This window comes from Fibrobacter succinogenes, assembly GCF_902779965.1.
In the GTDB taxonomy this organism is placed as follows: Bacteria; Fibrobacterota; Fibrobacteria; order Fibrobacterales; family Fibrobacteraceae; genus Fibrobacter; species Fibrobacter succinogenes_F.
Map to the genome: position 1 here is coordinate 21,797 of NZ_CACZDK010000037.1, position 13,440 is coordinate 35,236.

Here is a 13,440-nt window from a genome sequence, read left to right on the forward strand (position 1 = left end):
GATTATAAAAAACTTCCTACTTCCTACTGCCTACATCCTACTAATCACTAACTACTAACCACTAATCACTATAGATAAGTAACTATCTTTTGAGTGTGATAAGAGAATGAATAGGAGATTCCCGCTCAGCGGCGGGAATGACAAAAGCAATTATGGCAGATATTAACGGTATTTTTTCAGCGAAGGCGAAGGCCGCTCTGCAAGCGGCTCGTATTGCGGCACGCAATTTAGGTAGCGATTGTGTGACGGTGGAACATCTGTTGTTTGGTCTTGTTCGTGAGGATTCTGGTGTTGCCTCCGAAACATTGAAAGCGCTTAAGGTCAACCTCACGGAGCTGAGCGAAACGATCCAGCGCGCGTTGAGTACGAATGGTGGCCTTATGACGGTCGGTGGCGATGCTCACGGCGGTCTTTTGACGTTTACGGGGCAGTGCAAGGCAGTGCTTTACAATGCCGCTAAGATTGCCAAAGAAGAGGGCGTTCAGTTCATTGGTCCGGAACATTTGATGCTTGCTATTTTGCAACAGACTGATTCTCCGGCTGCGGCAACGCTTTCGACGTACAATGTGACGTTTGAAAATTATCAAGAAATGTTGATGCAAATCAAGCGTCAGGCTGATGGTCAGCCGTTGGATGATGGTCAGTCCGAAGATGAACCGCGTGAACGTTATACGCAGACGCGTCAGGCTTCTCCGTCGCGCTCCAAGACTCCGATTCTGGAACATTTCGGTCGTGACCTTACAGCGATGGCTCGCGCTGGCAAACTTGATCCGATTATCGGTCGTGAAGCTGAAATTGAACGCTTGATCCAGATTCTGTGCCGTCGCAAAAAGAACAACCCGGCGCTCATCGGTGAACCGGGTGTGGGTAAGACCGCTATTATTGAAGGCCTTGCACTCAAGATCGTGCAGCGCAAGATTCCGGACCTCTTGGCCAACAAGCGCGTAGTGACGCTCGATGTGGCTGCAATGGTTGCCGGTACAAAGTATCGTGGCCAGTTCGAAGAACGCGTGAAGGGCCTCATCATGGAACTCCAGCGCGTGGGCAATTCCGTGATTCTCTTCATTGACGAACTCCATACGATTGTAGGTGCTGGTGGCTCCGAAGGTAGCCTCGATGCATCGAATATCTTTAAGCCCGCTCTTGCTCGTGGCGAACTCCAGTGCATTGGCGCGACGACGTTTGATGAATACCGCAAGTATATCGAAAAGGATGCTGCGCTCGAACGCCGTTTCCAGACGATTGTGGTAAACCCGCCGACGGTCGAAGATTCCATCCAGATTCTCGATGGCCTTCGCCCGAAGTATGAGCAACATCATAATGTTCATTACACGCCGGATGCCGTGCGTGCCGCTGTTGAATTAAGTGAACGTTACATCAGCGAGCGATTCTTGCCGGACAAGGCGATTGACGTGCTCGATGAAGCGGGCGCACGAGTTCGTTTGAATTCCATCAAGATTCCGCAAGACTTGCAGAACATGGAAGACGAACTCGGTGAATGTCTCCAGAAGAAAGAAGAAGCTGTTGCCAATCAGGATTATGCCTCTGCGGCGGACTATCGCGCCCGCGAAGAAGATTTGCAGAACTTGATTGCTGAACGCAAAAAGCAGTTGCAAAATGAAAATACGGAAACACCGATTGTCGATGATAACGTTATTCGTGATGTTATCAGCAAGATGACGGGAATCCCGGTTCGCAGGCTCGGTGGAGAAGAAGCGCAAAAGCTGATTCACCTTGGCGATGAAATCAAGCAGCACGTGATTGGTCAGGACCAAGCTGTTGATGCCATTGTGAAATCGATTCGCCGTAGCCGTGCTGGCATCCGCAACAACAAGCGCCCGATGGGCAGTTTCCTCTTCCTTGGCCCGACGGGTGTGGGTAAGACGGAACTTGCGAAGGTGCTTTGCAAGGAACTTTTCGGCAGTGAAGATTCGCTTGTGCGTATCGACATGAGCGAATACATGGAAAAGCATAGCGTGAGCCGCTTGATTGGTGCGCCTCCGGGATACGTAGGCTTTGAAGATGGCGGTGGTCAGCTCAGCGAAAAGGTGCGCAAGCATCCGTATTCTGTGGTGCTCTTGGATGAAATCGAAAAGGCGCATCCGGACATTTACAACTTGCTTCTCCAGATTTTGGACGATGGCATTTTGACGGATAGCTATGGCCGCAAAATTAACTTCAAGAATACGATTATTATCATGACGAGTAACGCCGGTGCTCGCGAAGTCCGCCATAGCAGTGGCATGGGCTTTACCAAAATGGGCGAGACGGATGATTACGAACGCATGGAAACTGCCATTCGCGAAGAAGTGAAGCGCGTGTTCTCTCCGGAATTCCTGAACCGTGTGGATGAGCAGATTGTGTTTCGCGCCCTCTCGAAAAAGGACCTCGTTTCTGTCGTGGATATCCAGATGGGATTCTTGCAGAAGAATCTTTCGGACCGCGGAATCCTTTTGGAAATGAGCCAGGAAGCAAAGGAATTTGTAGTAAACCACAATTACGATGCTTCGTTGGGTGCACGTCCGATCCGCCGCTCCATCCAGAATCTGGTGGAAGACGAAATCGCTGAAGGCCTTTTGCTCGGGACGATGACGGACTTCTCCACAATTTACGTGGGCGTCGAAGACGGCAAGCTGTCTTTTAAATGCGAGAAAATACAATCGTAGAGCTATGGGCACGGAGCTAAAGCTCCTTTGACGCTTCCAGCGTCCGCGGCTGCACTCGGTCATAGAAAATGCAAGCATTTTCTGCGACACTCGTTTTGCACGCTATTGAGCACGCTTCGCTTTGGGCTATGAGGTCGCCTTGTTTTGCAAGGCTTTGGGCATTTCTTATTACAATTGCCCATACCTCAAAGGGGCGCAAGCCCCGAGCTCATACCTCATACCCCACATCCCATACTCCATAGCTGAAAAGCGTCTTTTTCGACGTTCTAAGCTCTAAGTTCTAGGTTCTAAAAGCTATATTTGCCTCGGAATTTTAACAATCAACCTATGAGGTTATCAATGTCTCAGATTTCTGCTGTTCTTATTTTTGGTGCTCCGGGTTCTGGCAAGGGCACTGTGGGCGCAAAGCTCGCTGCAACGACTGCTCTCAAGCACCTTTCCACGGGCGACATCTTCCGTGGCATCGCTCCGTCTAGCGAATCCGGCAAGCTCCTTGCTTCTTACTCCAGCAAGGGCCTTCTCGTTCCGGACGAAGCCACCGTTGAAATCTTCGGCCGCTTTGTCGAAGGTCTCGTGAACACGAACAAGCTCAACCCGGAAAAGGACACCCTCCTCCTCGACGGTATTCCTCGCACGGTTGCTCAGGTCGATCTCATCAAGCCGATCGTTGACGTGAAGCACATCTTTGTTCTCGACATCAAGGACGAAGAAACCATCGTTGCTCGCCTCCTCAACCGCGCCAAGATCGAAGGCCGTAAGGACGACGCTGACGTGAACGTCATCAAGAACCGTCTCAATGTTTACAAGGAATCCACTGCTAAGGTTCTCGAAAAGTACGATCCGAAGATCATCAGCCACATCGTTGGCGACAACACTCCGGACGAAGTCTTCCTCGACGTGCTCAAGGCATACGTGGACTTCACGAAGAACGCTTAATTGATTTGAACAAACTGTCATCCTGGAGGCTGAAAAGCCGATAGGATTGATAAGTGACAAATAAAGTTAACATAGTTCCGGCTCATTTGAGTCGGGCTTTTTTTGTATATTGCGGAAAATAATAAAGATAAATTTATGAGGATTGGAAAATGAGATTGATGATGTGTATGGATTCGTGGAAAACGCGGGGCTTAAATGTTCTTATCGTGCTGTTGCTGGCATTGACGTTTGTCGCATGTAATGAAGATAAGAATGAATTCTTTGATGAATCTCAATTAATGATAACGGTGCAGTTCGATAATAGGGTGGTTGAAAAAAAAGAAGAGAAAAAGTCCCTTTACAAATCAAAGAAAAGTTCTTGGGGAAATAAAAGATCTTGTACAGGTTTCCCCAAAAAAATAGCGTATTTTTCTACGAAAAACTCCATTGGAGATACTTTAAATTTTACTCCCGAAGAAAAATTAAAGAATTACCAAAAAAGTTTCAAAATTTGGAGCGGCGCTTATAGGCTTAAATCAAAAAAATCCAGTTCGGATAGATCATCTGTTAATCAAGATACATCTTTCCTTAAGTTGAATGACAATTTTAAGATTCCGTATGTCGGAAGAAATCTGAATGTTGGTGGGGAAGAATATAGTGCTTCAGAACTTGTTGAAACGATAAAAGTTTTTAATGAAAAATTGCTTGGTGTAATCCAAGAGAATATGACTGGACCTTGGAATTCTATAAAGCTTGATTTGACTGAATTAAGGAAAACAGTAAAAAATTTGACTGTTACTGAGAAGTCCCAGAAAAAAATGAATGTTAACGATTTCTTTTATGAGATAGATGTCAAGGTTAAAAAAATATGTAGTGAGTGCTATTCAAAAACATTCGACCTGCTTAATTTGAATGAAAATTTAAAAGAAGTTAAATTATCGACATATGATGTTTTGCTTGTAGATTTTTATCCCAAAGTAAAAAAACAAAAAGTTCATTTTGATAATCATGAAATAGAATCGAAAATTGAAGTAGCTGTTTCGACAAAAGCTAGAGTTTATCAAGAAGGATATCATTTTATCCTTTCGTCCAATGTCATGGAAATTTTGGTTGATGTTTTGGGTGTTACACCGAAGAATACTAAAAATATGCGACTTTGCGTAAAAGATGATTATTTGAAAATTTTAATAACAAGTGAAGGAATAACAGATAATGTTGTTGTAAATAGTTTTAATCAATCAACGGAGATTATTTCTATAATCAAAGGTGATGCGAAGGATAGTGTGAATGATTATTTTCAAAATTATTATTTAAAATTCAATGATGGTTTAAATGTTCTAGATTCGATAAAAATTCCTTTCTTGAATAAACTGTTTTTCTCTGTTAATCAAAAAAATCTTAGTATAAAGAGTGTTCTTGAGTCTATTGAAAATTACAGTAGACTTCTTCAATTTTATGTGGATTCTAATTTAGATGTAAAAGGAACGGGTGACGGTGGAATACTTAATTTAAAAGGAGTAGGGAAAATGTTGAGGTTGTACTATGACAGAAATATTCCGTTACGTAATGCCGCTATGTGTAACAAATCTTTTGATTACTTATTTCTTCCCTACAATAAAAGGAATTTTATTGATTTAACGAAACCGATAGAGAAAAAGTATCGTAAAATGAAACTCCCCGAAAATGAAAATGTTTTGGTGTATCGAATTACACCAGCATTATTACGATACAATCAGATTGTTGATTTTGGATTGTTGAAAGTTCAAAATTTTACGGTTGATTTTGAAACCTATGTAAAGCAGGCTTTTTATATAGCTGGTGATTTTGTGATTGGTGAAGACTGTTACCTTGATGACGTTGATTTAAAATTATCTGCACGCGTGAATGAAATAAAACTTGGTGATAAAAAAATTTTATTTGAAAATGGTAGGCTTAATTATTTGATAAATATGCATATGATATATGAGGGCTTAAAGAATATTGTTATGACTCTACCATCGTTTTTGAATTTAGATTACGAATCCTTGACGATTATGGATGGCGATAGGATTGTAGCGACTGTGAATAACCAGAATCATAAAGAACGTTTTAGCTATGATTTTAATATTGACAAATGGATGATTCCAAGTTCCTTGAAACCGTATGTAACGTTGCCTAAACGTAATATGAAATTTGACGAGTAATAAACTTATGAGGCTTGGAAAATGAGATTGTCGGTGTGTATGAATTCGTGGAAAACGCGGGGCTTAAATGTTCTTGTAATGCTGTTGCTGGCATTAGCGTTTTCCGCATGCAATGAAGATAAGGATATAGCCAAAAATCATCGTGAGAATGTTGTGGAACCTTCTGTGATAGAGGTTCACCCAAAACCACGTGTACACCCACATCCCAAACCTGGTGTACGTATTCATCCATCGCAATTTAGTTGGAGATTCCGTCCTGCTGATCGTCCTAAGATAAATTATCTTTTCCCGAAAGGCTCCATTGAAGATACTGTAAATTATACTCCTGAAGAAAAAGCAAAGAATTACCAGAAAAGTTTTAAAATTTGGAGCGGCGTTTATAGGCTTAAATCACAAAAAACGGCTTCTGATACATCCTCTCTTAAATTAGATGAAAATTATGAAATCCCGTTTGTCGGGAAAAAATTGAAAATAGGGGATAACGAGTATAGCATTTTTGAAATGCTTGAACTCGTAAAAAAAGAAAAAACGGCTTTGTTGAATGTAATCGCCTCGAAAATTAAGTGGAGCAACCTTTCTTTCCGATTGGATTTAAACGAATTGCGAAAAAGTATTGATTCTTTACAAACTATTAAAGAATTGTTTTCTGAAATAGATTTTAAGATGGGTATAAGTGGTTATATCATTTCTAATAGATCAGAAATAAAATCTCATTCAATAGATCTTTTGAATTTGGATACAAATGATCAATTTGTTGAATTTCCACTTTATAACAAGTTTTTTATAGAATATACTCCTAAAATAAAAAATCAGAAAGTTAAATTAGGCAACCTTAGAACAGAAACCGAAGTGGATGCATCTATTTTGACGGAAAATACAATGCATTATGAAAATGAAAAGATTTTATTTTCATCTAACGTGATATCGGTTGTTTTGGATTTTCCAGGCATAACAGATGAAAAAACAGAGTCTTTGCCGATTGGTGTTAAGTGGGATTTTTTGAACATTTCTATAACGGGAAATGGTGTTGTAGATAATGTAGGCCCAATAGAAAAAGTTAAGAAGGTCAAAAGAGTCGATTTCCCTGTAAAAGATTATTTGGAACAATACTATGATAAAAATTTTTATCTGTCTATAGAAGAATATTTCGGTGCGTTTGAAGAATTAGAAATTCCTTTTTTAGATAATCCTGTTTTTTCATTTGGAAGAGATTTTTTTAGTCTGAAAAACTTAATCGAAACCATTGATAATTATGACCGATTTGTTCTGTATGCTACTACGGAGGCTACAGAATTGAAGGAAGGCGTTGAAGGCGGAAAAATTAAAATAAAAGAGATAACCGATTCGCTTAAGCGACATATTCGCAAAAACATGACATTACGGAATGTCTCGATGTATAATAAATCCTTTGAAGATTTGGATGATGTCTATAATAAAAGTGGACTGATTAATTTAATGAGCTATTCGAAGGTAAAAAAGAATCGAACGATTCGACTTCGGGATCAAGAAAATGTTTTGGTTTATAAAATAACGCTTAAACCACTTGAACTTACTAAGAATATTGATTTTGGCTTGTTTAAAACTGAAAGTTTTGATGTTGATTTTGTTGCTTATATCCAGCATCGTATTTATCTTTTGTTGGGTTACATGGTTCTTGATAACAGCTATGTTGACGCTATTGATTTAAAGCTATCTGCTCGCGTGAATGAAATTAATCTTGGCGATAAAAAGATTTTGTTTGGCGATGGTTCTTCGAAAAATAATGGAAGACTTGATTATTTTATACGTATAAGCCCGGATGCCGAGGATTCATCTAAAATTGTAAAACCTGCATTGAATTTAGATTACGAATCCTTGACGATTATGGATGGCGATCGGATTGTAGCGACTTTGAATAATCAGAATCATAAAGAACGTTTTAGCTATGATTTCAAACGCAAGAAATGGATGATTCCAAGTTCCTTGAAACCATACGTAACGCTAGCTAAAAGCAATGTGAAATTTGATGAGTGATGATAATATTCGTTTTGGCTGAAAAATTTTTTTACATGTGTTTTGATTTGTTTTTTATTTGGGATAATTTATATATTGTCCCAAACTTTCAATAAAAAGGAGTTATTTATGAATTATAAAAAAGTTGGTTTGGGTATTGCTCTTTCGACAGCGATGAGCTTTATGGCTTGCGGAGATGATAGTTCTTCATCTCCGGTTTTTGATGCCCCGAGTAATCAAAATTCTTCTTCAAGTGTCGGAAATTCTGCTCCGGAATCTAGCTCTGCTGTAAGTTCTTCGAGTGTTTCTGATGCAAATTCTAGTTCTTCTGCAACAGTTTCTAGTTCTTCCGTTGCTAAAGCTGAACCTTGCACTTTTGCGGCTACAGACAATCTTTGGGAAATGTCTTACAAGGCAAGCAATAGCAAGGGTAATGCCAATGTCAAGACTATCTATAAAATTGATGGCGAAAACCTTGTTATTCTCGATACGATCCGCTATACGGGTAACCAGGCTAGTATGATTTGCAGGATCGCTGATGGTGCTTCTGATTTTAGTTCCAGTGATGGTCAATTTGTTGGCGTGCAGTATTGCGACGGTAGCACGGTTGTCATTGCCGGTACGGTTACACAAAAGGGTTACTTTGCAGCTAACGCTCGCGAAACTGTTCATGCCGCCGTGCAGAAAGCTTGTGGCGTAGCGGTTAACGGCGGATCCTATGATAAGATTCCTCTTGCAACAAAGACGACTTGCGATTTCAAGGCCGAAGACAATGTGTGGTCTTATTCTTATCTCGATGAAGGCTGGCGTGGTCAGGACAGCGTTGTCGTGATTCAGTCGTTCCTTTTTGATAAGAAGTTGCGCGTGAAGGCTGAACAGCATCCGTTGCAGCATGCAGAATGCATTGCGAAGAACTTCACGGATATTTCTGGAAACAATTACTGCTCCGCTGATGGCTTGATGGATGTTTCTTCTTCGGGCATTACCTCTGAAAAGGAATCTATGTACAATAGCGAACTTCGCATGTGCAAGGAAAAAATTCCGGCCGGCAGCGAAACGGAATCCAGCTCTAGCTCTGTAACGGATTCTGGATCTAGCTCCAGCACCGGATCCGTCTCTACGGGTGATATGGTTTCTTGCGATATTCCGGGCGTTTTGGGCGAATGCCTCGAATACCCGGCCGGTAGCGATGAAGCTGTGCAGATGGCTTCGATGTGCGAATCTACCTTGATGGGAACACTCGGCACTGGCTGCGCAAAGTAAGTTCATAAAATTACGCTATTTGATGGCCTCGGGTTAATCCCGGGGTTTTTTGTGTGTGCAAAACGCATCATGCTCGCGTAGTCGGGAATCCTGTTGTGTCATATACGAAAAATCTTTAATTCTGCTATTGATTTTTTAATGAAAATACTGATTTTGTATCATTGGTAAACAATAAAACCTATATTTGTTTACATGAAACCGATAACAGAATACAAAGATTACCATTCTTTGATCAAGGATTTCTACGAAGATCGAAAAAGAACTTCGTATTTTTCCTGGCGGGAATTCGCGAAACTAGCGGGGTTTTCTTCTCCGACTTACTTGCGGCTTGTGAGCGAAGGCAAGAGCAATTTGAGCCGCGTGACAATGCCCCGTATGATTTCGGCAATGGAACTTGCCGGTTTCGAAGCGGAATATTTCAAGGCGTTGGTGAATTTTTGCAATGCCAAGGACGACTCCGCTAAAATGCCGTTCTGGAAACAGATGCGCCAGATAGCACTGGAATATAAAGTACGCGTTGTCGATAAAGAAGCTGTAGAATACTTTGACGGTTGGAAAAATTCCGTAATCCGCGAACTGGCTCCGAGGATGAAGGGCGCTACTCCAGGGGTGATTGCGAAAAAATGTTGCAACGAAATCTCCGCTGCCGATGTCAGTGCGTCGCTCGATTTTTTAACGAAAGCAGGATTCCTAAAGAAAGATGCTGACGGAGCGTACCGTCAAACAGAAAAGAACGTTACAGCATCCAAAGAAGGTATGGTCTATGCCGTGCATGCGATGCAACACAAAATGTTGCAACTTGCCGATGAATCTATCGAACGCTTTGCACCGGATGTACGCAACGTTTCTGGCGTGACTTTTACGGTAAACCGAGAATGCTACAAACGAATTTCTCAGGAAGTGGATGCTTTCAGGAAGAAAATCATTGCGATTGCGGCGGATGCTGAAAACGCTGACCAGATTTACCGTCTGAATTTACAACTGTTTCCGATGACATGGAAATTAAATGAGGAGGCTTGATATGAAAAAACTTTGCAGTTTATTTGCTCTTGGAATGCTTCTCTTTTGGGCCGCATGTTCTGAAGAAAACGTCTCTCCTGTATCGGGTTCGACCGAAGACCCGAACATGGTGACTGCTGATTCATCGATGTATGTCCATTGCAGTCGCATCGCATCGGGAAAATCGCAAAATTCTGAGGATTCGGGATGCTATTGGTCCGGTGATATGTGGAATCGCACGTCCGGTTATCGCGTACATACTGGTTATGATAACGGAACAAATACATCGGGTATTTGGACTTGGTCTGTGAACGCTTTAAATGATAGCATTGTTCATACCGGTTGGAACTTCCCGCTCGCCGATACCGATGATTCGACAGCTCTTGCTGATGTTATTGACAAATGTAATGGTAGTTTGTGTGGAACTATTGAATTTAAACAGTTACCGGATTCTTTACGATATGTCCCTGTTCCCAGTAGAGAAATCACTTCGTTTACTCTGAAATTCAGTTTAGCAGGCAAGGATTCTTCTGGTAAGTTTGAAAGTGCCGATGTGCACGACATGCAAGGTATTTGTATAGAATATATTGCAGTTGGCATGGAAATAGAATTGGATCTCGGTGATTCCTTGAATACTGTCATGGCTGGATATTTTTATAATGTCAAGCTACCGTACTATCCGAAAGAAAACGCAGATGGGGGTGTAAACGGAAAAGAAGTGTGTTATCCATGGAATAGCTTTGTTTTGCCTAGAGATGTTGGAATCAAGGGCATCCCGATATCGATGGATGAAGCTCTCTCACATTTGCAGGGATTTCGCTTTACTATATCAACGAATTATAACTATGGTTATCCTGTCAGCGAATACTTTGATATTATCAGTTTAGGCCGTTATTCGGGAAATGCTCCTACCACGAACTTACATTCCGTAGATAAAAGTTGTAGTCCCGATTCTGTGAGAGATTATTTTTGTGAATGTACTTATCCGGACGAACGGAGTGAACGTGAAGGATTCGAGAAAACATTACGCTATATCAATGAGAAAATTGGACAGATAAAAAATGAGTCCTCGATTATTTCAGATAAAACAGAAAAATGCTTTGGACACATACCTACGCCCTACATTACGGAAACGCATAAAGTTGTAAACTGGGAGCGTCCGTGCGACAATCCAATCCCAAAGACTTTGGTATGTGCAGACGGCTCCGTCAGCGAGTCTCGAGAGTTTACTCAAATGATGGAAATTTTTGACGCTAAGGCAAACGTTGTTTTTGAACAACAAAAGTTGATTGTTGATTCGCTCTTTGGTGAGTGTATGAAATTGCGAGATACTTTGTTCAATGGTGAAATTGTTCCTGATTCTTGCCGTATTGACGAAATCCTTATGGATAGGAGCGTTCATTACTTGCCCTATACAAAAGATGCTTCCGTGGCGGCAAATGCTGCATTTATAGACGAATTAGATTCCCTTTCTAAATTGGATTCTTTGGACGAGGCTTCCAAATACTGTGTTCTTCAATTTAACTCAAGGGAACCCCGTCTGGTTTCTTCCCTTAAAAAGCGTCCATTGGCAGAGCCTTTAATTACACATCCGATGGTCAAATCGATTCGTTGTGAAAGCGGAAACGTGTATTACACCAGCGAATATAAGGAATTTTTGCAGGAACTTGGGCTTAAAGACGATACAGATTCTTTGGATGTTTATAATGCTGCAAAAAAATATTACCTAGATCAGCGTAAAAATGCATTAGACAATTGCGTAGATAGCTATGGAAAAAATGGAATCATCTGGAATGCTGTTTGGACGAAAGTCAATACCGGATTTGACAATGGTTCGGGAACTTCGGGCAAATGGTTCTATGTGACGGATTCTGCGGATGGCGGAAAATCGCATATTGAATGGAATAATGGTTATGTCGTTAAAGATTGGAACGACCCGAACGCTTTAGATACATTGCTTCGGAATGATGGACAATTGAAAGGAAGTGCTTATTTTGCCAAAACCTCGATACGAACTCCTTTTGTGAATCTCGGTTTTTGGCTTGCCGGGGAAGACGGCAAGGGAGGCCATGACGCGGTTGATATTACGGATAAAGAGGGAATATGTTTGGATTTTGACCTTTCAAATACAGGATATACAAGTACAGGATTTACTCGAGTTTATTTGCAACTTGACATGAGCGATTCACTGGGTGCTACTATCAATTTTGATTTATTTTCGGCTCGTCTGCGTTCAACGAATTCGACCGTTCTGAATTGTTATGTATGGGAAGATTTTAGACAAGCGGGATGGGGAACCAAAATGGAGTTGAAAGAGGCTCTTAAACATGTGACTGGGATAAAATTCCATTTCGAATATACCGGTCAAGAAGAATCCGTTGTCGATTTTTCAATTAAGCGAATTGCGTTCAAGAATCCATACATGTTATAAACTTGCAGAGTTATAGAGTCCAACCCAAAAAGCGACCGGAGAAATCCGGTCGCTTTTTGCATAAAGAAAGCCACCGGCGTGAACCGGTGGCAAATTTGTTTTGAAATGTCATTCCCGACTTGATCGGGAATCTCCTTATGCCAAAGCCTTAATAATAGCGTCGCCCATGCCGGTTGTGCCGACCTTGGTGCAGCCTTCCTGGTAGATGTCGCCAGTGCGGTAGCCCTGAGCAATCACCTTTTCGCAAGCAGCTTCGATAGCCTTTGCAGCTTCTTCTTCCTTGAAGGTGTAGCGGAGCATCAAAGCCACGGAGAGAATCTGGGCGAGCGGGTTTGCGATACCCTTGCCAGCGATGTCCGGAGCGGAACCACCGGCCGGTTCGTACAGACCGAAGGAGCCTTCGGCGATAGAAGCGGACGGGAGGAGGCCCATGGAACCGGTAAGCATGGCGCATTCGTCGGTGAGAATGTCGCCGAAGAGGTTCGGGCAGAGGAGCACGTCGAATTCACGCGGGCGCTTCAGGAGCTGCATGGCGGCGTTATCGACATAGAGGTGTTCGAGAGTCAGTTCCGGATAGTCCTTGATGACTTCGTTCACGACTTCGCGCCAGAGAACGCTGGTGGTGAGCACATTGGCCTTGTCGATGGAAGCAACCTTCTTGTTGCGGAGCATAGCGGCGTCGAAAGCGAAGCGGGCAATGCGTTCCACTTCGTAGCGGCTGTACTTCATGGTGTCGAAGCCGATTTCTTCCTTGGAGCCCGGAACGCCTTCGCGGCCCTTCGGCTGGCCAAAGTAAACGTCACCCGTCAGTTCGCGGACGGTGAGGATGTTGAAACCGTCACCGACGATGTCAGCGCGGAGCGGGCAAGCGCCTGCAAGTTCCTTATAGACGCGGGCCGGGCGGAGGTTGCAGAAAAGCTTGAAGTGCTTACGGAGCGGCAGCAGTGCGCCGCGTTCCGGCTGCAGGTTCGGGGGGAGGTGTTCCCACTTC

Annotated in this window: 8 protein-coding genes; 7 read left to right on the plus strand and 1 reads right to left on the minus strand. The window is 42.5% G+C overall.

What is annotated here, in order from left to right:
- Window positions 1-152 precede the first annotated feature (152 nt).
- The 7 genes from HUF13_RS14495 (at window position 153) to HUF13_RS14525 (ending at window position 12,449) form a co-directional block, all read left to right on the plus strand.
- Window positions 153-2,666, plus strand: a complete 2,514-nt coding sequence (locus HUF13_RS14495; protein ID WP_173475795.1) for an ATP-dependent Clp protease ATP-binding subunit — start codon at window positions 153-155, stop codon at window positions 2,664-2,666.
- Window positions 2,667-3,005: 339 nt separating this feature from the next.
- Window positions 3,006-3,602 carry a nucleoside monophosphate kinase gene (locus tag HUF13_RS14500; protein ID WP_073424361.1) on the plus strand — a complete coding sequence of 199 codons (597 nt, stop codon included), beginning with the start codon at window positions 3,006-3,008 and terminating at the stop codon, window positions 3,600-3,602.
- 149 nt (window positions 3,603-3,751) lie between these two features.
- Window positions 3,752-5,764 (plus strand): hypothetical protein, encoded by a 2,013-nt coding sequence (locus HUF13_RS14505; protein WP_173475796.1) that lies wholly within the window; start codon window positions 3,752-3,754, stop codon window positions 5,762-5,764.
- A 39-nt stretch (window positions 5,765-5,803) separates the two neighbouring features.
- The gene (locus HUF13_RS14510; RefSeq protein ID WP_173475797.1) at window positions 5,804-7,777 is read left to right on the plus strand and encodes a hypothetical protein; all 1,974 of its coding nucleotides are present in this window, start codon (window positions 5,804-5,806) and stop codon (window positions 7,775-7,777) included.
- A 108-nt stretch (window positions 7,778-7,885) separates the two neighbouring features.
- Window positions 7,886-9,019 carry a hypothetical protein gene (locus HUF13_RS14515; protein WP_173475798.1) on the plus strand — a complete coding sequence of 378 codons (1,134 nt, stop codon included), beginning with the start codon at window positions 7,886-7,888 and terminating at the stop codon, window positions 9,017-9,019.
- Between the two features lie 192 nt (window positions 9,020-9,211).
- A complete protein-coding gene (locus tag HUF13_RS14520; RefSeq protein WP_173475799.1) occupies window positions 9,212-10,039 on the plus strand; it encodes a TIGR02147 family protein in 828 nt (275 codons plus the stop codon).
- Between the two features lies 1 nt (window position 10,040).
- On the plus strand, window positions 10,041-12,449 hold the full coding sequence (locus HUF13_RS14525) for a hypothetical protein (protein WP_173475800.1): 2,409 nt from the start codon (window positions 10,041-10,043) through the stop codon (window positions 12,447-12,449).
- Window positions 12,450-12,584: 135 nt separating this feature from the next.
- Here HUF13_RS14525 and leuB read toward each other — a convergent pair.
- The coding region (gene leuB, locus HUF13_RS14530; protein WP_173475801.1) for a 3-isopropylmalate dehydrogenase at window positions 12,585-13,440 on the minus strand (856 nt) is incomplete at its 5' end.

Bases quoted from the DNA above. Each gene is read 5' to 3' on its own strand.
- HUF13_RS14495 (WP_173475795.1), top strand. From the start codon at position 153: ATGGCAGATATTAACGGTATTTTTTCAGCGAAGGCGAAGGCCGCTCTG.
- HUF13_RS14500 (WP_073424361.1), top strand. From the start codon at position 3,006: ATGTCTCAGATTTCTGCTGTTCTTATTTTTGGTGCTCCGGGTTCTGGC.
- HUF13_RS14505 (WP_173475796.1), top strand. From the start codon at position 3,752: ATGAGATTGATGATGTGTATGGATTCGTGGAAAACGCGGGGCTTAAAT.
- HUF13_RS14510 (WP_173475797.1), top strand. From the start codon at position 5,804: ATGAATTCGTGGAAAACGCGGGGCTTAAATGTTCTTGTAATGCTGTTG.
- HUF13_RS14515 (WP_173475798.1), top strand. From the start codon at position 7,886: ATGAATTATAAAAAAGTTGGTTTGGGTATTGCTCTTTCGACAGCGATG.
- HUF13_RS14520 (WP_173475799.1), top strand. From the start codon at position 9,212: ATGAAACCGATAACAGAATACAAAGATTACCATTCTTTGATCAAGGAT.
- HUF13_RS14525 (WP_173475800.1), top strand. From the start codon at position 10,041: ATGAAAAAACTTTGCAGTTTATTTGCTCTTGGAATGCTTCTCTTTTGG.